14 protein-coding genes are annotated in these 21,656 nt (G+C 44.0%); 3 read left to right on the top strand and 11 right to left on the bottom strand.

Features of this window, described 5'->3' with window-relative positions:
* Nucleotides 1-122 precede the first annotated feature (122 nt).
* Together glmS and WR49_RS14830 are read right to left on the bottom strand one after the other, a co-directional pair.
* On the bottom strand, nt 123-1,955 hold the full coding sequence (gene glmS, locus WR49_RS14835; protein ID WP_046224533.1) for a glutamine--fructose-6-phosphate transaminase (isomerizing): 1,833 nt from the start codon (nt 1,953-1,955) through the stop codon (nt 123-125).
* Between the two features lie 107 nt (nt 1,956-2,062).
* A complete protein-coding gene (locus tag WR49_RS14830) occupies nt 2,063-2,833 on the bottom strand; it encodes a DeoR/GlpR family DNA-binding transcription regulator (protein ID WP_004736011.1) in 771 nt (256 codons plus the stop codon).
* A gap of 430 nt (nt 2,834-3,263) precedes the next feature.
* Here WR49_RS14830 and pykF point away from each other — a divergent pair, with 430 nt between their 5' ends.
* Nucleotides 3,264-4,676: a pyruvate kinase PykF gene (pykF, locus tag WR49_RS14825; protein WP_046224532.1), complete on the top strand. Its 1,413-nt coding sequence runs from the start codon at nt 3,264-3,266 to the stop codon at nt 4,674-4,676.
* A gap of 675 nt (nt 4,677-5,351) precedes the next feature.
* Here the strand turns inward: pykF and ilvN are convergent.
* From ilvN to WR49_RS14775, 9 genes are all read right to left on the bottom strand, one after another.
* Nucleotides 5,352-5,846: an acetolactate synthase small subunit gene (gene ilvN, locus WR49_RS14815; RefSeq protein WP_004735875.1), complete on the bottom strand. Its 495-nt coding sequence runs from the start codon at nt 5,844-5,846 to the stop codon at nt 5,352-5,354.
* Between the two features lies 1 nt (nt 5,847).
* Nucleotides 5,848-7,587, bottom strand: coding sequence for an acetolactate synthase 3 large subunit (locus tag WR49_RS14810; RefSeq protein ID WP_046224531.1), 1,740 nt, complete (start codon nt 7,585-7,587; stop codon nt 5,848-5,850).
* Nucleotides 7,588-8,046: 459 nt separating this feature from the next.
* Nucleotides 8,047-9,855 (bottom strand): AMP-dependent synthetase/ligase, encoded by a 1,809-nt coding sequence (locus WR49_RS14805; RefSeq protein ID WP_046224530.1) that lies wholly within the window; start codon nt 9,853-9,855, stop codon nt 8,047-8,049.
* Nucleotides 9,856-10,088: 233 nt separating this feature from the next.
* On the bottom strand, nt 10,089-11,048 hold the full coding sequence (leuO, locus tag WR49_RS14800) for a transcriptional regulator LeuO (protein WP_017055989.1): 960 nt from the start codon (nt 11,046-11,048) through the stop codon (nt 10,089-10,091).
* 346 nt (nt 11,049-11,394) lie between these two features.
* Nucleotides 11,395-12,450: an MJ1255/VC2487 family glycosyltransferase gene (locus WR49_RS14795; RefSeq protein ID WP_046224529.1), complete on the bottom strand. Its 1,056-nt coding sequence runs from the start codon at nt 12,448-12,450 to the stop codon at nt 11,395-11,397.
* Between the two features lie 53 nt (nt 12,451-12,503).
* Nucleotides 12,504-13,028 carry a phosphatase PAP2 family protein gene (locus WR49_RS14790; RefSeq protein WP_017055987.1) on the bottom strand — a complete coding sequence of 175 codons (525 nt, stop codon included), beginning with the start codon at nt 13,026-13,028 and terminating at the stop codon, nt 12,504-12,506.
* A gap of 210 nt (nt 13,029-13,238) precedes the next feature.
* On the bottom strand, nt 13,239-16,346 hold the full coding sequence (locus WR49_RS14785) for an efflux RND transporter permease subunit (RefSeq protein WP_046224528.1): 3,108 nt from the start codon (nt 16,344-16,346) through the stop codon (nt 13,239-13,241).
* Nucleotides 16,343-17,680, bottom strand: coding sequence for an efflux RND transporter periplasmic adaptor subunit (locus WR49_RS14780; RefSeq protein ID WP_046224527.1), 1,338 nt, complete (start codon nt 17,678-17,680; stop codon nt 16,343-16,345). The genes WR49_RS14785 and WR49_RS14780 overlap by 4 nt, the downstream gene beginning before the upstream one ends.
* Nucleotides 17,680-18,339 (bottom strand): TetR/AcrR family transcriptional regulator, encoded by a 660-nt coding sequence (locus WR49_RS14775; RefSeq protein WP_029626927.1) that lies wholly within the window; start codon nt 18,337-18,339, stop codon nt 17,680-17,682. Before WR49_RS14775 ends, WR49_RS14780 begins: the two co-directional genes overlap by 1 nt.
* Nucleotides 18,340-18,907: 568 nt before the next feature.
* Here WR49_RS14775 and leuA point away from each other — a divergent pair.
* Nucleotides 18,908-20,455: a 2-isopropylmalate synthase gene (gene leuA / locus WR49_RS14770; protein ID WP_046224526.1), complete on the top strand. Its 1,548-nt coding sequence runs from the start codon at nt 18,908-18,910 to the stop codon at nt 20,453-20,455.
* Between the two features lie 97 nt (nt 20,456-20,552).
* Nucleotides 20,553-21,644 (top strand): 3-isopropylmalate dehydrogenase, encoded by a 1,092-nt coding sequence (leuB, locus tag WR49_RS14765; protein ID WP_046224525.1) that lies wholly within the window; start codon nt 20,553-20,555, stop codon nt 21,642-21,644.
* The last annotated feature ends 12 nt before the right edge of the window (nt 21,645-21,656 follow it).

The raw sequence follows: 21,656 nt of genomic DNA, 5'->3' as shown, positions 1-21,656 counted from the left end.
CAGAAGGTTAGCTACAGTTACATGTAACGAACTATTTATAATTATTGTATATGATCAGACTTTATTGTAAATGATCAAACTTTATTGTCTTCCGACATCTATGTTTCTAGCTAAGCTGACGATTACTCAACGGTAACGGCTTTCGCCAGGTTACGAGGTTGGTCAACATCGGTACCCTTGATTAGCGCTACGTGGTAAGACAGCAACTGCATCGGTACTGTGTAGTAGATAGGTGCTGTTACTTCATTTACGTGAGGCATCTTGATGATCTTCATGTTCTCATCGCTTTCAAAGCCAGCATCTTGGTCTGCAAATACGTAAAGTAGACCGCCACGGGCACGTACTTCTTCAACGTTCGATTTCAGCTTCTCTAGCAAGTCGTTGCTTGGTGCAATAACGACTACAGGCATATCTGCATCGATAAGAGCCAAAGGACCGTGCTTAAGCTCACCAGCAGCGTATGCTTCTGCGTGGATGTAAGAGATCTCTTTCAGTTTAAGAGACGCTTCCATCGCGATTGGGTAGAACTCACCACGACCCAAGAACAGTGTGTGATGCTTATCAGCAAAATCAGGAGCTAGCGCTTCGATCTCTTTATCAAACGCTAATGCTTTCTCGATATCAGCAGGCAGTTGGTGAAGTGCTTGAACGATTTCAGCTTCTTTCTCTTCATTGATGCGACCTTGTAGACGACCAATTGACGTTACCATCATCAGCATCGCTGCTAGTTGAGTTGTGAAAGCTTTAGTAGAAGCAACACCGATCTCTGTTCCTGCGCGAGTCATGAATGCAAAATCAGATTCACGAACCAGTGAAGAACCCGCAACGTTACAGATAGTCATTGCTGACATGTAACCCTTCTCTTTTGCAAGACGAAGTGCAGCAAGCGTATCAGCCGTTTCACCAGATTGAGACAGAGTCACCAATAGGCTGTTCGGACGAACAACGAAATCACGGTAACGGAATTCAGAAGCAATCTCTACGTCACAGCTTACGCCAGCTAGAGATTCAAACCAGTAACGCGCTGCCATGCCTGAGTTGTAAGACGTACCACATGCGATGATCTGCACGTGTTCAACCTTGCTTAAGATCTCTTCCGCTTTAACACCGATTGCATTAATGATTACAGAAGTGTCAGAGATGCGACCTTCCATTGTGTTGATCAGCGCTGTTGGCTGCTCGAAGATCTCTTTCTGCATGAAGTGGCGGTATTGACCTTTGTCACCAGCGTCGTGTTCAGCGTTTGATTCAACGATTTCACGCTCAACACGCTCGCCCGCGACATCAAATACAGTAACATCACGACGAGTTACCTCAGCAACATCACCTTCTTCTAGGTACATGAAGCGACGAGTTACGCTTAATAGCGCTAGTTGGTCAGAAGCAAGGAAGTTCTCGCCCATACCAAAACCGATAACGATTGGGCTACCAGAACGAGCAACAACGATACGACTAGGATCTTTACGATCAACCGCCACAGTGCCGTATGCACCGTCTAATTGTTTCGCTGTTTTTTGCAGAGCTTCAACCAAAGAAGCTGACGTGCGAAGTTCCCACTCAACAAGATGAGCGATAACTTCTGTATCTGTTTGTGAAGTAAACACGTAGCCACGCTCTTGCAGCAGAGCGCGCAGTGTTTCGTGGTTTTCGATAATGCCATTGTGTACAACGGCAATGTCGCCCGACATGTGTGGGTGTGCGTTTGCTTCAGAAGGCTCACCGTGTGTCGCCCAACGTGTATGAGCAATACCAGTACCGCCAATGACATGTTGTTGATCGACTGCGTCTGCTAGCTCTTGTACTTTACCAAGGCGGCGTACACGAGTTAGGTTAGATTCGCTATCAACTACAGCGACACCCGCTGAATCGTAGCCTCGGTATTCTAGGCGGCGAAGGCCTTCTACTAAAATTTCGGCTACATCACGCTGTGCTACTGCACCAACAATTCCACACATAGTTTCACTCCATCAATTTCGTTTTATTCCTATTGGCAGCAAGCAAAGGCCAGATCTTTATTAAGATCAATTATAGGAAGGTAAATGCATAATACTTAAATTTGTTTTTACGCTGGATCGGTCAGGATCACTCGAACATCATGTGATTCGATACTTGCTTTGGATTCTTCGCCTAAGTCTGTATCGGTAATTAAGATGTCAATGTGTTCCCATGCCAGCTCTAAGTTCGGGATCTTTCGTCCCACCTTTTCCGACTCAACCATCACGATCACTTCTCGTGACACTTCAGCCATTACTTTACTTAGGCCAACCAATTCATTGAACGTGGTTGTGCCTCTATCAAGGTCGATACCATCAGCCCCGATAAATAGTTGATCAAAATCGTAAGCTCGAAGTACTGATTCTGCGACTTTGCCTTGAAAAGAATCCGAATGGGTATCCCAAGTGCCGCCGGTCATTAGTAGTGTTGGTTCGCTTTCCAATTCATTAAGTGCATTAGCAACGTGCAACGAGTTGGTCATCACAACCAAACCACGCTTGCTATTGAGCTGCTGAATTAGCGCTCCTGTCGTGCTACCGCTATCGATCACAATGCGATTATGGTCGCGAATTAAATCTGCAGCGGCTTTCGCTAATGAAATCTTTCGAGTCGAAACTTGTGGACCCAGTTCTTCGTTCACAACCTCTTTCGGTAATGAAATCGCACCACCATAACGGCGCAAAAGCTGACCGTTTTTCTCTAAAGACGCTAAGTCCTTTCTAATCGTGACCTCTGAGGTTTCGAATTTAGCGGATAGTTCATCAACACTAACCTCCCCCTTTTCATTAACGAGGTTAGAAATAGCATGTCTTCTGAGCTGAGTGTTTCGTTTCGACATTTAAAAAAAGGCCAGTAAGTTTCGATTTGAAACATATTATAGTTACAACGAAACTATTTAGTCCATTTATTTTGATCCAAAAAATTAATAAATAGCGATAAAACCTTGTCCTAAGACAATTGTTAAGCAGTGATATTGAACTGATTAGGTGGTAGAATCCGCACCCGAAAAGAAAAAAAATTACAAAACTGACTGTTATTTTTTTGCAACTTACCTCTTATATAGTGGGGTAAGTCACATAAAACCGATATTGAATCAAAATCTTTTGGTCATAAAATGACTAAAATTGATGAAAGACTTACAACTCTGAAGGACATATTGGAAGTCCCGCGCTTTTACACAACAGGCACAAAATGTTGATGTAGCGGACCAATCTTCAGACCTTAAATAAATTTCAAATTGTAACAATACTTACCGGAGAGTACCTTCCATGAAAAAGACCAAAATCGTATGTACGATTGGCCCTAAAACTGAATCTGTAGAGAAGCTAACTGAACTAGTAGATGCTGGCATGAACGTTATGCGTCTTAACTTCTCTCACGGTGACTTCGCAGAACACGGCACTCGTATCGCGAACTTCCGTACAGTAATGGAAAACAAAGGTGAGCAACTTGCTATCCTTCTAGATACTAAAGGTCCAGAAATCCGTACTATCAAACTTGAAGATGGTAACGACGTAGATCTAGTAGCTGGTCAAGAGTTCACTTTCACAACTGACGCAACAGTTGTTGGTAACAAAGACGTAGTAGCAGTAACTTACCTAGGTTTCGCTAAAGACCTAACAGCTGGTAACACTATCCTTGTTGATGACGGCCTAATCGAAATGGAAGTTATCGCAACAACAGAAACTGAAGTTAAGTGTAAAGTTCTTAACAACGGTGCTCTAGGCGAAAACAAAGGTGTTAACCTTCCTGGCGTTTCTGTTCAACTTCCAGCTCTTTCTGAGAAAGACAAAGCTGACCTTAAGTTTGGCTGTGAGCAAGGCGTTGATTTCGTAGCTGCTTCTTTCATCCGTAAAGAAGAAGACGTTAAAGAAATCCGTGAGCTTCTAAACGCTAACGGCGGCGAGAACATCCATATCATTTCTAAGATTGAAAACCAAGAAGGTGTCGATAACTTCGATTCAATCCTTGAAGCTTCTGACGGCATCATGGTTGCTCGTGGTGACCTAGGTGTTGAAATCCCAGCTGAAGAAGTAATCTTCGCTCAGAAGATGATGATCGAGAAGTGTAACCGTGCACGTAAGATGGTTATCACTGCAACTCAAATGCTTGACTCTATGATCAGCAACCCACGTCCAACTCGTGCTGAAGCGGGTGACGTTGCGAACGCAATCATGGATGGTACTGATGCAGTAATGCTTTCTGGTGAAACTGCTAAAGGTAAGTACCCAGTTGAAGCTGTTACTATCATGGCTCAAATCGCGAACCGTACTGATTCAGCTCTTAAAGCTGAGCTAGGTTCTCGTCTAGACAGCCCACGTCTACGCATCACTGAAGCAGTATGTAAAGGCGCTGTAGACACAGCTGAGAAGCTAGCTGCTCCTCTAATCGTTGTTGCAACTGAAGGCGGTAAGTCTGCACGTTCAGTACGTAAGTACTTCCCAACTGCAAACATCCTTGCTCTAACAACGAACGAAAAGACAGCTGCACAGCTAGTTCTTACTAAAGGTGTTAAGCCAGTTCTTGTTGACTCTATCGAGAACACAGACGCGTTCTACATCAACGGTAAAGAAATCGCTCTACAATCTGGCCTAGGTAACAAAGGCGATATCGTAGTTATGGTTTCTGGTGCTCTAGTAGCTTCTGGTACTACAAACACGGCATCTGTTCACGTTCTATAAGAATGGACCGATTCGCATAAAATATAAAAACGGAGCCTGATAGCTCCGTTTTTTTTGCATCCAGCATAACGACTGAACTACCACCCAAAAAACTCTTTATGATGTGTATTGAGTAGCACAACCATAGGTAAAAAGTACAGTGCACTCAGTTGAAAGCCAAGAATGACTAATATGCCTATGGTTAACCTCACTAAAAAATCGACAAACATACCACGCCTCTTTTAACCAGACAGTATGATCCTCAAACTCTTGCTCCAACTCGCCTAATTCGAAAGCTACCTTTCAAGTTGTTGATAAATATAGCTAACTAGTTAAACTAAGTTACCAGTGTCGTCCTCTTACATCTAATAAACACTCTAATTTGTTGCACCATTTAATACGGTGCAATGTGAAGCAAGCTCGTTTCCTTATTTTTCAGTTTAGCTCAAATTATCATCAGCATTAGACTTTAGTCTAATGCTACAAAAACCGTAGCATATGGATAAAAACCCTTCCTAATAAAATATTAGGAGGCGCAACTGGCTCTTGCTCTTACTTTAGAGCTGCTTAGAAAGGGGCAAGGTACATGGAATAACAGCAGTATCTTGCTTTGTTCAGATAGAAAAGTGACAAAGTTGACAAAATAAAAGCCGCTTAAAAAAGCGGCTTTAACATTATCTCTTAAATAATTCTTGTTTATGCTTTTAACGCTCGTTCACCACGTGCGATGCCAACAACCCCACTGCGAGCCACTTCAAGTACTTCCGTTACTTCAGACAACGCCTGAATGAAAGCATCCAGCTTCTCACTGGTACCGGCCATTTGCACCGTATACTGCGAAGCCGTCACATCCACAATCTGGCCACGGAAAATATCAGCGGTACGCTTCACTTCTGCACGAGCAAAGCCGCTCGCACGTACTTTTACCATCAACAGTTCGCGTTCAATGTGCTCAAGTTCAGACACTTCTTGTACTTTAAGTACGTCGATTAGCTTATGCAGCTGTTTCTGAATCTGCTCAAGCTGCATTTCGCTCGAGTTAGTGGTTACGTTCAAACGAGACAGCGTCGGATCATCGGTTGGAGATACGTTCAAAGACTCGATGTTGTAGCCACGCTGAGAAAACAAGCCAACCACACGAGAAAGTGCACCAGGTTGGTTTTCCATTAATAGTGAAAGGATGTGTCTCATATTATGTTCTCTCCGTTTTGCTTAGCCACATATTATCCATACCCTCGCCTTTGATCTGCATTGGGTATACGTGCTCGGTGTCATCGACACTGATATCGACAAATACCAAACGGTCTTTCATCGCCAGTGCTTTTTCCAGACCTGATTCCAGTTCATCCGGAGATGAAATGCGCATACCAACGTGGCCATAAGCCTCAGCGATAGCAGCAAAATCAGGAACAGAGTCCATATATGAGTTAGAGTAACGGCCTTGATAAACAATGTCTTGCCACTGTTTTACCATGCCTAGGAAACGGTTATTAAGGTTAATAATCTTAACCGGGATATTGTATTGCAGCGCAGTCGACAGCTCTTGGATATTCATTTGAATGCTGCCGTCACCGGTTACTACAACCACTTCTTCGTCTGGTTTAGCGAACTTAACGCCCATACCAGCAGGCAGGCCAAAGCCCATTGTGCCTAGACCACCAGAGTTAATCCAACGACGTGGCTTGTTAAACGGGTAGTACAAAGCAGCAAACATTTGGTGTTGACCTACATCAGAAGCAACATAGGCATCGCCATTGGTTACTTTATGCAGTGTTTCAATAACTTGTTGAGGCTTGATTCGCTCAGACGATTTCTCGTAAGCTAGACAATCACGCTCTTGCCACTGCTTGATTTCACTCCACCAGCTTTCCATCGCTTCTGCATCATTAGTGCCGCCTTGCTCAACAAGCAAGTTCACCATGCTCTCCAGAACTTTTTCAGCTGAACCTACAATCGGCAGATCCACTTTTACGTTCTTAGAGATTGAAGATGGGTCGATATCAATGTGCATGATCTTCGCATCCGGGCAGTACTTATCTAGGTTATTGGTCGTTCGATCATCGAAACGTACGCCAATACCAAAGATCAAGTCGGCATTGTGCATCGCCATATTGGCTTCATACAAACCATGCATGCCCAACATACCCAAAGAGTTCTTATGAGTGCCAGGGAAAGCGCCAAGCCCCATTAGGGTGCTTACCACAGGTAAATTCAGTGCCTCTGCTAATTTTAACAGCGGCTTATCTGCCTCAGAAATAACAGCACCACCACCGACGTAAAGTACCGGTTTTTTCGCTTCAAGAAGTGCCTTTAATGCCTTCTTGATCTGTCCTTTATGCCCAGTAAGCGTTGGATTGTACGAACGCATTTTGATGGTTTCTGGGTATTCATAAGGAAGTTTGATTTGTGGATTTAGGATATCTTTTGGCAAATCGATAACCACAGGACCAGGACGTCCTGTCGTTGAAATATAGAATGCTTTTTTAACGACGTCTGGAATGTCTTCCGCTTTCTTTACTAAAAAGCTGTGTTTAACAATCGGACGGGATACACCCACGATGTCACACTCTTGGAAGGCGTCGTTACCAATAAGGTTATTTGGTACGTTACCAGAAATAACGATCATTGGGATTGAGTCCATGTAGGCCGTAGCAATACCAGTAACGGTATTGGTTGCGCCAGGACCAGAACATACAAGTACTACACCGGGTTTACCGGTAGAACGAGTATAACCATCGGCCATATGGGTCGCGGCTTGTTCGTGTCGTACTAATACGTGTTTAATTTCAGCAGTTTTAGCATGCAGGGCATCATAGATATCAAGTACAGAACCACCTGGGTAACCAAAGATTTGTTCTACACCCTCTTCAATTAGAGACTGCACCACCATCTCAGCTCCGGATAACATGGCTGTTTCAGGTTTTGTTGTCATATTGCTCTCCTCACCAGTTTCCAATCATATTTGGTGAACATGTTGGGCTGGTTTTTCATAGTCTAGGGCTTATTCGTAGCCTAATTCGAAATACTTCCACTTTTTCGGCTATGTCTGTCTATCGTGATAACAACAAACAGTAATACGAAACAACTTTAACGCTTTATTATCATCGGGTCTAACCGCTGTTATTCGTCAATTATGCCAAAAAACCAACTATTAGCTGAAAACAACAAATAAAATCCAAACCAAGCTCAACAATCAGTTTAAAACACTCATTGATAATAAAAAAAAAGCACTTAATATTTAAAAAGATCGCTATTTATCGATAAATGACAACCTTATTGGTGTGCGCTTTCGCACATTATACTGAGGCTATAGATCCAAAAATCCCCCTAAAAATGCAATCACATTCGTAGGGGGATTTTTAAACAACTGAAAATTTATCTAAGTAGAAAACTACTTATCTTTCGGCTTTTCAGTGTACATTTCTTCGATTTCGTCTTGATACTTATCATTGATAACCTTACGACGCAATTTCTGAGTTGGCGTCAGCTCGCCATCATCCATAGAAAACGCTTTTGGCAGTAGTTTGAATTTCTTCACTTGCTCAAACTTAGCCAGTTCTTGTTGCAGGTCATTCACACGCTTCTCTAGCATCTCGACGATTTGGTGATGCTTAACCAGCTCAACGCGGTCGTGATATTTGATATTAAGCTCTTTGGCGTACTCTTCTAGCGAGTCATAACAAGGCACAATCAATGCAGAAACAAATTTGCGTGTATCAGCAATAACAGCAATCTGTTCAATAAAGTGATCTTTACCAATCGCGCCTTCAACCACTTGTGGGGCAATATACTTACCGCCAGAGGTCTTCATCAACTCTTTGATGCGATCGGTAATGAACAGGTTACCGTTTTCATCAAAATGGCCCGCATCACCCGTTTTCAGGAAGCCGTGCTCGTCAAAAGTATTTGCCGTTTCTTCTGGCATTTTATAGTAACCGCGCATCACCATTGGTCCACGCACTAAAATCTCGTTCTTAGCACCAATTTTTACTTCTGCGCCCGGCATAGACATACCAATAGAGTCAGGGTTAAAGCAACGATCATCCCAACACGATACTGTAGCCGTGGTTTCTGTCATGCCGTAGCCAAGTTTCACGTTGATACCGATGGCATGGAAGAAGCGACCAATCGTCTCATCCAGCTTCGCACCGCCACATGGCATGAAATTGATGTTGCCACCTAGCAATGCGCGTAGTTTCGATAGCACAAGCTTATCGGCTAGCGCATGGCTCTTCTTAAGGAGCAACGATGGCGTACGACCTTCTTGGTGACAAACAGAGAGCTTAGCCCCCATGTTCACCGCCCAAGTAAAGAGCACTTTACGGATAAACGGTGCTTTGGATACCTTCTCGTGAATCGCTGAAAAGATCTTCTCGTAGAAGCGAGGAACCGCAGACATAACCGTTGGTTTAACGTCGCTCAACGCATCACGAACTTGCATGGTGTCTTGCAGGTAACAGTTGGTTGCGCCTTTATAAAGGACATAGAAAGTCCAAGCGCGCTCAAATACGTGAGATAAAGGTAAGAAACACAATGAGACATCGTCTTTCGTTAAACTAAGACGCTCATCGTGGCCTTCTAGTTGGTAGCCAATGTTGGTGTAATCAAGCATTACGCCTTTTGGTTGGCCAGTGGTACCAGAGGTATAAATAAGGGTCAATAAGTCGTCCATGCTTGCATCGGCAAGACGAGTATCAAGTTCAGCTTGCTGTGATTCTACACCACGAGCCATAAACTCTTTCCAAGAGACAGCAAAGCTGTGGTCTTGAAGGTCGATATCGTCAGACATAGCAACAACGACTTCAAGTTGTTCACATTCATCAAAGAGCTTCACTGCCGCATCAAACTGAACTTGTTCGCCAACAAATAAGATCTTCACATCCGCATTTTGGATAATGTAAGAAGATTGCGCCGCGGTGTTGGTTGGATAAATCGGAACGGTCACAAGACGGGCTTGTAAAGAGGCAAAATCTGCCACTGTCCACTGAGGCATATTGTTTGAATAGATACCGATCTTATCTTGAACTCTCAGTCCTTGAGCCAATAGTGCTAATGAAAGCGTATCGATTTGTTGTCCAAACAGTTCCCAGCTAATACCTTGCCATACATTGTCTACTTTATGCTTCAAAGCTATACGGTTGCCGCCTTGGGCTACTTGGTCACGCAGTCTTTTTACGATATGAAAATCTAAATTGGCCATCTCTTTACCTTTGGCTTACACCTGTAAGCTTTTTTGAGCGCACAAGTGTACCTCTGATCATGGAAAAGGCAACTGATGAAGCTCAAAGTTATCAGTAATAGTACGTCTCACGCTAAGTTTTCTATCAACATAAGCTCACTGTTAACATAAGCCCTATCAACAAAAAATAGTAGGTACAAAAAAGCCCCAAGCCAGACTCCTAGCTTAAGGCTGATAAATCATAGGCATTAATGCTAGTTAAGTGCCACGACTTCGCCACAGATCATCATTAACTGATCTCGTAACCAAATGTGTCCTTTGTCTTTCTCACTTGACTCATGCCAGCTAAGGAAGCCAGAAATCGCTGCATTATTGAATGGGAAGTCTAGGATCTGCAGCTGCTCTTTATTCGCTGCATGTTCAACCATCCAGCGTGGAGCAATCGTGACAAGTTCCGATTGACCAACAACATATAGAACGTTACTCAAGCTCGTACCTTCGTAAAAAGGCATACAATTTAGGTCACGGTACGCTTGCTCTGAGAAGCTACGTTGACCATGAATACGAGACAGTTTAGCGTGCTTTTCATTAAGTAACTCAGCCGCTGTTACTTCACCTTTAATACGAGGGTGAGAAACAGATGCAACAACAACCAACTCATCCTGGAAGATTTCAGTACTTGAGAAGCCCTGCTCATCAAAACGAGCGTAATCAATCACGAAGTCGATTTCTTGGTAACGCATACGCTCAGAGAGCTGACGATCAAATTCGGCATCCATGTGCAATTTAACGCTAGGCGCTTGTCCATGGATTCTCGACATGATCTTAGGAGCAAAACGCATATCACAAGGGCTACAAATTGCCAGTTTAAACAAACGAGAAGACGATTCTGGAGTGAATACCGAGCTTGGTAATTCATTGCGCACTAACTGCAGCGCTTGACGGATTGGGCCAAACAATTGACGAGCACGTTGAGTCGGTTGAATACCACGACCTTGGCGCATGAATAGTTCGTCGTTAAACATCACTTTTAGGCGAGCAACCGCATTACTTACAGCAGGCTGAGACATTCCCAGGTTATGAGCTGCACGCGTAATGTTTTGCTCTTGCATTACGGCATCAAATACAGTCAAAAGGTTTAAATCTACTCCACGAAGTGTGCTTTCCATTCTGTAGCTTGCAATTGCACTCATTGCGTCTTTTTTCTCTAACATTCAAATTGCCTCTGGTCAGTTCGACAGCGTTAAATTGGTAATAGTGTGGGAATAGATAACCACCAGTTCTTATATTTATCATATCGATATTTTTCGAATTACCACTACTATTAACCAATACATCTCGAGCTAACAACAAGATTGATAAAGAATAATTTTATTTTACCTCCACAATTAAATAGTGCTTAAAAATCAAATGATTGAATAATTATAAAAAAACATAAAATACTGTGTTTATGAGTATCATTGCTACTTATTTAGCTGTTCTATCGTTTGGCTACATTTTCCACCACCCATTGAAGTCATGAATTATTTAACCAGTACAATCAAAAACACCACTTATGAGTTAGGTGAGCGAGACATAACTAGGGAAGTCCACCTTGTCCCAAAGTTGTTTTCTTAAGTCATCTTGATGGGACCAATCTCCCGCCAATATCCATTCAACGAGCGCATTTGCGACATCTGGATAAGTAACCACTTCAGCCTGCTTTTCGCTGAGCCATCCACGTAAGATAGCGGCGTCTAAAAAACTCATTGTTTGAGCTAATCCAAGCGCCTCTAGCGTCGCCACATTGCTCTGTTGTTCGAACTGCCCTTCGAGCGGTTTAAGGAGTAATTTCTTGCCTAACGTTAAAGCCTCAGATGGCAATTCAAACCCACCATTGGCTACCACACCAGAACAGCGATTTAGGTCGAGTTGGAAGCCTGTATGACTGAGTGGTTTGAACTCAATATTTTCGATTCGGTTAGGCTCAATTACGCTCGGGTGGTAACAGACAAAATTGTGAGAAATGAATTTCATTAGTAATTCAGAGATCGCATCCAGATTCTCAAATGGCAAGTAGACCAAAGTGAAGTGTTGTCGATCTATCGTTTTTTCATGACGAGCTAACGTGTGAACGATAGGGGGTAATATTGGCTGTTCAAAGTGATACCAATGCAGCCCAATGCTGTGCTCTGTTGGTGCGAAATGTCGGATCACGGAGTGTTCTATCCAGTTTCCTCCTTCTTTTGGGACATCATAACGGAACGCATTCTGGTGACTTATTCCTATGCAAGGCACACGCTGCCTTTTTGCGGCCCAAGCAGTCACAGGCTCAAAATCGTTAAGCACTAAATCATACGGTGTCAGATCGAGCTGGTTAGTCTCACTGAGAAATCGCCAGATATTATTTTTCATCAATGTCTTGCCGTATTTAACCTTCCCCTGCTCACTGTAAAAAGTTAAACCATGTCGAGTTTGATAGTTTCCAAACGCTTCCATTGAGAAGTACTGACTCTCTTCACGCCCTGAAAAGAGAAAATCAACATCGATATTATGTTGACGAAAAGCCACTGCCATTGCTCGTGCGCGCGCAATATGACCATTGCCTGTGCCTTGTACGCCATATAAGATTTTCATGAATCTTCCTTTAACTTGAACACTCAAACTCATCGTTGTTACCAACGAAATACTTACAAAATGAAGTTAATGGCGAGACTGGTACAAGCAATACCCAAGGCTGCGCCAATTAATATATCCGTTAAAAAGTGCACACCAAGTAAGACTCGAGAACCAGCAATCGCGACAGCCCAGCTCAAGCTAAATAAGTATAGACTTGGATAAAAGTGCCCAATTAAGGTCGCCATCACAAAAGCAGCTGCGGCATGCCCTGATGGCAGGCTGTACTTGTCTGACGGCACAATGTGAGAATGAAGTAACGAGGAGAATTCCGCTGGTCGGCGTCGTTTCAGAGTATTTTTTGCTAACCAATAGATAGGCAGTTCAATAGCAAAGGCCGCCAAGCCAACCATTAAAAACTGTCGCCCCGTATAGCCATCAGCCAGTAATGCAATCAGAGCGATGAAAACGTAAAGGTGTCCATCTCCAGTATGAGACACTGCTTTACTGAGTGCTGCATGTTGTCCGCTATAACGACTCTTTAAACAGAAAATAGAAAATGCCACATCCCAGCGGACAATAGGTTCGATTGTACGCATACGATCTCCTTAACAATCCTTATTCAGTTAAGGATCAAGTTATGCCCAACAAATGACAGTTAAGTGACGTTTTGAATGAACTAAAATGAAATTTTCCATGGTTGAGAAGTAGCTGATTCAGCGGTATCGGATGGCTTACTCATCTATCATAAAAATAAAGCGACTCTAGGCCGCTTTATCATTTATTGCTTACTTTCTGGCTTCAAAGCTCTATAGCGAAAGGGGCTCGTGCTTCTTAACCAAACCAAAATCAGCCAATATCGAATAGGCCGCAGGGATCATAAACAGCACCAACAAAGTTGAGGCAAATATCCCGAACACAATCGAAATCACCAAAGGCTGAATAACCTGAGCCTGCAAGCTGGTTTCCGTCAATAGTGGTAATAGACCAGCTGCTGTGGTCATTGACGTTAAAAATACCGCACGGAACCGCTCGCGGCTGGCTTTAACAACCGAGTCATGCACGCTATCACCCTCATCGACATGGTGGCGAATGTATTGCACCAACAAGATGGAATCATTGACCACGATCCCAGCGAGCGACACAAAGCCCATCATGCTTGGCATACTTAACGCGTGCCCTAACAGCCAGTGACCCACAACGACACCAATAAAAGCCAGTGGAATTGCCAACATAACAACAACAGGTTCCAAATAGCTTCGGAATTGATAACTAAGAATCGCAAACACACCGAATAAGCCAAGTAAGAAACCTTTGCCCATCGAAGCTCCAGTCTTAGCTGCATCTTTGGCTTCGCCTTCGAAATCAAAACGTAAGCCCGGGTATTTTTGACTGAGCTTAGCCGCTTCTTCTTTTTGGAACTGAGCCAAAATCGCGGAAGAGCTCGCTTTCTTATTATCTATATCACCAAAGATACTGATGGTTCTCAGCCCATCAATACGTTGAATTCGCACGTAGTTACGTTGGAAATCTAATGTCGCCAACGTTGCTAGCGGGATCTGACTACCATCTGCGGTAATGATTGGGAAGTTAGCTAGCTGCTGTATGTCGCCCGCTTGCTCCTTATCAAGACGCACTTCAATCGAGATATTCTCAACACCGATTTGAATCTCGTCCGCCGTTTGCCCAAAGAAAGCCGCACGCAATTGGGAAGCGATCATCTGCCCATTCACGTTGTAAGTCTCAGCACCTGGACGCAGCTTCACCAAGATCTCTTCTTTACCCATGCGCATGTCATCCAGCACACCGTGCACCCCATCGAACTGATTGAGGTATTCCTGAATATCCAAAGAAGCCGATTTCAACGCACTCAGGTCATCATGTTTGGCTCGAATTTCAATAGCACGACCGCCCGGCCCCATTGTAGGTTGCTTGAACACTAACGAGATAGGATCTGCCAAGTTACCAATGTCTTCGCGCCATGCATCAATGAAGTCATCGATAACCGTGTTACGGCTCTCTGCACCACGCAAATCTAAACGCACAGTGGCTAAGTGCGGGCCTGATTCATTGGCATCAGCGTTGGCATTAAATTGGCTGGTGATGTGCTCAACCAGTGTGTTGCCTTCTTCGACCTCTTCGCTCCATTGCTTGTTCAAACGCTCAGCAGACGCGACTATTTTGTCGACCACTCTCTCGGTTTGAGACAGTGATGCCCCCGGAGGAAGAATGATACGCGCCTCGGCAATATCGCCATCCAACTCTGGGAAAGGTTGAAACTTAACTACGCCACCAGCAATCAAGGCGACTGAAAGCAACAACAGCGTAATCACTCCGCCCATAAAGGCATAACGGAAGGTCACGACTTTCTCAACCATGTTCATCAAAGTGGTATTACGAAAGTTCTCGAATTTCTCAAGTAACACAACCTTAAAGCGCAGCGCTGGCTTGTCATTTTTTTCTTTATGCAATGAATGAGATAAGTGGTTTGGCAGAATAAGAAAGGCTTCAATCAAGCTCAACGACAGCACTAAAATAAGCACTTGAGGTACGGCTTTAAGCACCGCTCCAATTTCTCCATCAAGAAATAGTAAACTACCAAAAATACAGACTGTGGTTAGGAAAGAAGACAACACACCGGGGAGCACTTTCTTAACGCCGTTGTATACCGCGTCATCAACGTTTTGTCCCCGCTCTAAATGGGAGGCGATCGATTCGGCTATTACTATGGCGTCATCCATCATAATACCGATCGCCATCAACAAGCCGACCAGCGACATAATGTTGATCGACAAGCCAAGGTTAGCCATTAAGAATAAACCACCTAGGAAGGCAACGGGTAAGCCAGCCGCCACCCAGAATGAATAGCGTAAACTGAAGAACAGCCACATAGTTGCAAACACTAGCACAATACCTTGCCAGCCATTGCGTACCATCATGGTTAGACGATCCCAAAGTACAGACGAGAGATCATTGGTCATTTGCAGTGTCACGCCATCAGGGGCAATTGCGCTCTGGTCTTTCACGAATCGCGTCACATTCTCTTTGATTCTCAACGCATCGTCTTCCTTGTTCTTGCTGATCTTTAGTAGTGCAGATGGCTTGCCATCAAACAAAACCTTCTGTTCATCCAGTTCAAAGCGATCGGTTATCTTGGCAATATCCCTCAAGCGGATCACAGAGCCATTCGGCGCCGATCCAACCACGATACTCTCTAATTCAACCGGAGTGATACGTCTTTCATCAAAACGAATCAGGAAGTTTTTATCTGGTGTTTCAACGTTACCACTCGGTAGTTTTACGTTCTGACGACCAATCTGATCGGCAATATCTCCAACACTCAGACCGAGCTGGCGAATCGCTTGGGTATCCAGTTCCACACGATATTGATGATCGGAAAAGCCACTGACTTCAACTAATGAGACATCGTAATCAAGCTTCATGGTGCGCTTAAGATTTTCCGCGTAGGCCTTAAGTTCTGGCCATGACGTTTCAGCTGTTATAGCGATATCAACAACCGGTTCGTTCCAATCTAGCTCTTGAACAACAGGCGATTCAATCTCAGTTGGGAAATCATTGATCGAGTTGATCTGAGTTTGCACGTCCACCAGCATTCGCCCGATATCTGCTTTCTCATTCAACTTGAGGATTAAACGCGCACTGCCTTCGATCGCTTCACACTGAGTCTCTTCAATGTTAGCTAATCCATCGACCGCGTCTTCCATTCTTACACACAAGCTCTCTTCTACTTCTTGTGGCGAAGCGCCGGGGTAAACGATCGCCGCCATAATATAAGGTGGATCATACGCGGGGAAGGTTTCACGCTTGATGGTAGACAAAGAAGCCAAACCCATGATCAGCAACCCAAGCATCAACAAATTGGCTGCTGTTGGGTGCCTAGAGAAGAACTTGATCATGAGGCGATCTCCTCAGTATCAGCGGAAAGCTCATCATCATTTGAGCGAGACTCTTTCAATAACATACCTTCAATAGCAGGCAGAACATCATTAAGAATCAGCTTGTCTCCGGCTTGTAGTTCGCCACTCACAACCACTTGGTTATCTCTGCGATACAGCACTTCAACACTCACCACTTGCAGACGCTGGCTGTCATTCATCAGATAAACCTTATCGCCATGCAAAGCACGCTCAGGCACAACCCAACTCAGGTTCGCCATACCTTCAATCTCCGCTTTGACGAACATGCCATTCACCAACGGAGTGGCACTGCTTGGCTGTAAGGCTGAATAATCTTGATTGATTTCAAGAATGATCCCCGCGGTGGCTTGGTGTTCATCAACGGTTTCACTGATTCTTGCGACCTTCGCTGGCCAGCTCAGATTCAAGCTGCCACTGTTCATCTGGATCGTCGCTTTAATCGGCGCTTGGTAAGGGTTCGGTATGCCTGCAGCATCGCGAGGGAATTGAGTAAAGCTTGAGGCTAAAGTTTGCATATCGTGAATAGAGAGTTGTGCCTCAACTTCCATAACGTCAATCCCATGAGCAACAAACATCTCTTGCTGAAGATTAACCACTTGGTTTTGTTCAATATCAACCTGAGCGATTCTCATGGCTCTTGGCAAAGTGATGGTCGTTTTATCCAAAGAACGTTGCGCCTCTTTCACTTTAGATACATTGACCTTAATCACCGCTTCCGCGACGCGCTTTTCATCTGGCATTAAAGCGATTTGATTCTGTATATCTAAAACCAACTTCTGTTGAGAGAGTGCGCTTTGTTGTTGCAGGTCGACATCCGATTGAGAAGTCAGCCCTTTCTTACGCAGATCTTGTTTACGTTGTAGCTCTTTATTGCTGATCACTAAGCGATTCTTTTCGATCTTAAGAGTCTGATTAAGGTTATCTTCTTCTTGATTCAATTTCGCTAATGAGGTTTGGCTTGATTTTAGATCCGCCTCTGCTTGTATCAGTTTCAATTCGTAATCCAATGGATCAACCTTGAGCACGACCGTTCCTGCAGGGATCACCTGTCCTTTTTCAAGATCTGGATGTCGATAGACTATTTGTCCTGTCACCTCAGCAATCGCTTTCCATTCGACTTTAGGCACCACTCTGCCAAAGCCCACCGCCAACGGCGCGATCATTTGTTGTTCTAAGCTGACCGTTTCGACTAAACGAGCCCTATCTCCCGCGGGTTTAGTCGGCAGATCAAGCTTAAAATTAATCGCAACCACCAAACCAATAACACCAACCGCTAGTGCTGGAAAAAAGAGGAGTTTTTTACTTATTTTCATTATCTTGATTCCTGCAAGGGAGTAGCGCTAGATACATTGATAAAGCCTTCGGTCATCAATTGAATGTTGTGTTCGATTAAACGATTAAGAAAGGCTTCGTTAAGCTCAATACCATGGATCGCTAACAAAGGTGGCGGTGCAATAAAAGGAAATACCATTAGGCTAATGTACGAAACGCGACACAGTTTTGGATCCATGTTCTTCTTCAATATCCCCTGCTCGACTAACTTTTCAAAGATGACATCTTGGGCAGGCTTAGCCACATCCTGAAATACTTTTTCTAACAACTCTCTTTGAACCTCTGAGGGAGGCATATTCATCACCTGGGCAATCAAGCGAGGAAACTTAGGCACCTTAACCATCTCTTTATAATAAGTTCGCATTAAATCAAGAAAGTTCTCATGGCTGCTCTCTGCCACCAACTTCTGCATCTGTATTTGCATCGGACGTAGCGTTTCACGCAGCATCGCTTCAAACAATCCGGCTTTATTACCAAAGTAGTAGCGGATCATCGCAATGTTTACTCCAGCACGCTCTGCAATTAAACGTGTCGAAACTTTATCGTAAGGTTGAATAACGAACAGATCTCGAGCATGCTCGATGAGTAGCTGCCTGACATCAAGGTTTTGTTGAGGTCGCCCTGCTTTACGCGCTGCCATCATTGAGACCTATCCCTATAATTAATCACACGATTAATTATAGGGATAAATCAACACAGTAGTAGAACATTAATTACTCACTATTTAATCGATTGATTAATTAATTTGCCCATACATTCGATTTAGTTGATGAATCGTTCCGACAAAAATATTTACTACAAAGTTTTAACCTATACATAAGCCAATCGATAAACTAACCCGCCAGTACAAAACCACCAATCAGTCGATACATCCAACATGAAAGAAAAAAACAGCACAAGCCAAACAAAAACACCACCAAAGCACACTGATATTGGATTTTCTCGTTTGACGCTCAGAATAAATTGCGGTAAATATGGTGTTAACAGTTTATTTACGGATATTTGTGTAATGATTTTTTCTTCTTCTCGACTGCTGAAACTTCTCCTTATCGTGAACCAATCGCGCGGGTAAGTTGTGGGTCAAGAACTACACAAATATTAAAACCCGCGCTGAGCGGGTTTTTTTGTAACTGGCACTTTTAAAAGAACATCATTCTTAATAATAATTTGGATAGCAATCGATTTATTGTCGATATAAGGAAGCACCCATGAACGATCAAGTAATAATTTTTGATACGACCTTACGTGACGGCGAGCAAGCTCTTGCAGCAAGTCTTACGGTAAAAGAGAAGTTACAGATCGCTTACGCTCTCGAGAGACTGGGTGTGGACGTTATTGAGGCTGGCTTCCCAGTTTCTTCTCCCGGTGATTTCGAATCAGTTCAAACTATTGCGAAACACATCAAAGATAGCCGAATTTGTGCGCTTTCTCGTGCCATTGCCAAAGATATAGACGCCGCAGCAGAAGCACTAAAAGTAGCAGATCAATTCCGTATCCATACCTTCATTTCAACCTCAACGGTTCACGTACAAGATAAACTACGTCGCAGCTATGACGATGTTGTCGAGATGGCAGTGAAAGCGGTAAAGCATGCGCGTAACTATACCGATGATGTTGAGTTCTCTTGTGAAGATGCCGGTCGTACCCCTATCGACAACCTATGTCGTATGGTTGAAGCCGCTATCAACGCTGGCGCAAAAACCATCAACATTCCAGACACCGTAGGCTACACAGTACCAAATGAATTCGGCGGCATTATCCAAACGCTATTTGATCGCGTACCAAACATCGATCAAGCGATCATATCTGTTCACTGTCACGATGACTTAGGCATGTCGGTTGCTAACTCAATTGCTGCCGTTCAAGCAGGAGCACGACAAATTGAAGGCACAATCAATGGTATTGGTGAGCGTGCGGGTAACTGTTCTTTAGAAGAAATCGCAATGATCATCAAAACTCGTCAAGAGCTATTAGGTGTTCATACTGGTTTGGACCACAAAGAAATTCACCGTACCAGTAAGTTGGTTAGCCAGCTTTGCCACATGCCAATTCAAGACAACAAAGCAATCGTTGGTGCTAACGCATTCAGCCACTCTTCAGGTATCCACCAAGATGGCATGCTTAAGAACAAAAACACTTACGAGATCATGACGCCTGAGTCTATCGGCTTAAAAAACAAGGCATTGAACCTAACAAGCCGCAGTGGCCGTGCTGCCGTTAAGAGCCACATGGACGCTATGGGTTACAAAGACAATGAGTACAACCTAGATTCATTGTACGAAGACTTCTTAAAGCTTGCTGACCGCAAAGGCCAAGTGTTCGATTACGACCTAGAAGCACTAATGCACTTCGCAAACCTGCGTGATGAAGACGACTTCTATAAACTGAATTACCTAAGCGTACAATCTGGTAGTGTTATGTCCACCACCAGCATCAAACTGCAATGTGGAGATGAAGAGAAATGCGAAGCGGCTGTTGGTAACGGCCCTGTTGATGCCTTATACCAATGCATCTACCGCTTAACGGGTTATGAAATCGTGCTAGACAAATTCGACCTAACCGCAAAAGGTGAAGGCGAAGATGGTTTAGGCCAAGCCGATATTATTGCTAACTATAAAGGCCGCAAGTACCACGGTACGGGCGTTTCAACCGATATCGTTGAAGCTTCTGGTCAAGCGCTACTGCACGTTATTAATAGCATTCAGCGCGCAGACACCATCGCAGAAATGAAACAGCAAAGAATCGCGACAGTTTAATATCCCAATAACAGAGCCCTAGAGCCGATGTTATTGGCTTTAGGGACAAAATTTTAAAGAGCTGTCATAGCTCAGTAACAAGAATTAAAGGATTAACATGACAGATAAATCATACAAAATTGCCGTACTACCTGGTGATGGCATTGGCCCAGAAGTAATGCAACAAGCACATAAAGTGCTAGACGCGATCGAAAAGAAGCACGCGATTAGCTTTTCTCGCGAAGAGTATGATGTTGGTGGAATTGCGATTGATAATCACGGCAGTCCACTTCCAGAAGCAACAGTAGCAGGCTGTGAAGAATCTGACGCGGTACTTTTTGGTTCTGTCGGCGGTCCTAAATGGGAACACCTTCCACCGAACGATCAACCAGAGCGTGGTGCCCTACTTCCTCTACGTAAACACTTCCAACTGTTCTGTAATCTACGACCGGCACAAATCCACAAAGGCTTAGAGTCTTTCTCTCCACTTCGCGCTGATATCTCTGAGCGTGGTTTTGACATCGTGGTTGTACGTGAACTAACAGGCGGCATCTACTTCGGCCAACCTAAAGGTCGCGAAGGCGAAGGCGCAACTGAAAAAGCGTTTGATACAGAAGTTTACCACCGCTACGAAATCGAACGCATTGCAAAGATTGCATTTGAATCGGCACGTCTACGTAACAAAAATGTTTACTCAATCGACAAAGCAAACGTTCTGCAGAGCTCTATCTTATGGCGTGAAGTGGTTGAAGAGATCGCAAAAGATTACCCAGATGTCACGCTAAACCATATGTACATCGACAACGCGACCATGCAGTTAATCAAAGACCCATCTCAGTTTGACGTCATGCTATGTTCAAACATCTTTGGTGACATCATCTCTGATGAGTGCGCAATGATCACAGGCTCTATGGGTATGCTTCCTTCTGCAAGCTTGAACGAAAGCAACTTTGGCCTATACGAACCAGCAGGCGGCAGCGCACCAGATATCGCAGGCAAGAACATCGCGAACCCAGTCGCGCAAATTCTTTCTGCAGCGCTGATGCTTCGTTACAGCCTAGGCGAAGAAGCGGCAGCACAAGATATCGAAACTGCGGTATCTAAAGCGCTTTCAGCAGGCGAGCTAACCGCTGACCTTGCAGGTAAGAACCAAGCACTGACTACCTCTGAAATGGGTGACAAGATTGCAGAGTATATCTTAGCTTCATAAGCTAGACGCTCT

This window comes from Vibrio sp. ECSMB14106 (genome assembly GCF_000972265.1).
Taxonomy (GTDB): domain Bacteria; phylum Pseudomonadota; class Gammaproteobacteria; order Enterobacterales; family Vibrionaceae; genus Vibrio; species Vibrio kanaloae.
Note: the sequence above shows the minus strand (reverse complement) of the source record. Positions and strands in the feature narration are given on the sequence as shown.

Bases quoted from the DNA above. Each gene is read 5' to 3' on its own strand.
- glmS (WP_046224533.1), bottom strand. From the start codon at position 1,955: ATGTGTGGAATTGTTGGTGCAGTAGCACAGCGTGATGTAGCCGAAATT.
- WR49_RS14830 (WP_004736011.1), bottom strand. From the start codon at position 2,833: ATGTCGAAACGAAACACTCAGCTCAGAAGACATGCTATTTCTAACCTC.
- pykF (WP_046224532.1), top strand. From the start codon at position 3,264: ATGAAAAAGACCAAAATCGTATGTACGATTGGCCCTAAAACTGAATCT.
- ilvN (WP_004735875.1), bottom strand. From the start codon at position 5,846: ATGAGACACATCCTTTCACTATTAATGGAAAACCAACCTGGTGCACTT.
- WR49_RS14810 (WP_046224531.1), bottom strand. From the start codon at position 7,587: ATGACAACAAAACCTGAAACAGCCATGTTATCCGGAGCTGAGATGGTG.
- WR49_RS14805 (WP_046224530.1), bottom strand. From the start codon at position 9,855: ATGGCCAATTTAGATTTTCATATCGTAAAAAGACTGCGTGACCAAGTA.
- leuO (WP_017055989.1), bottom strand. From the start codon at position 11,048: ATGTTAGAGAAAAAAGACGCAATGAGTGCAATTGCAAGCTACAGAATG.
- WR49_RS14795 (WP_046224529.1), bottom strand. From the start codon at position 12,450: ATGAAAATCTTATATGGCGTACAAGGCACAGGCAATGGTCATATTGCG.
- WR49_RS14790 (WP_017055987.1), bottom strand. From the start codon at position 13,028: ATGCGTACAATCGAACCTATTGTCCGCTGGGATGTGGCATTTTCTATT.
- WR49_RS14785 (WP_046224528.1), bottom strand. From the start codon at position 16,346: ATGATCAAGTTCTTCTCTAGGCACCCAACAGCAGCCAATTTGTTGATG.
- WR49_RS14780 (WP_046224527.1), bottom strand. From the start codon at position 17,680: ATGAAAATAAGTAAAAAACTCCTCTTTTTTCCAGCACTAGCGGTTGGT.
- WR49_RS14775 (WP_029626927.1), bottom strand. From the start codon at position 18,339: ATGGCAGCGCGTAAAGCAGGGCGACCTCAACAAAACCTTGATGTCAGG.
- leuA (WP_046224526.1), top strand. From the start codon at position 18,908: ATGAACGATCAAGTAATAATTTTTGATACGACCTTACGTGACGGCGAG.
- leuB (WP_046224525.1), top strand. From the start codon at position 20,553: ATGACAGATAAATCATACAAAATTGCCGTACTACCTGGTGATGGCATT.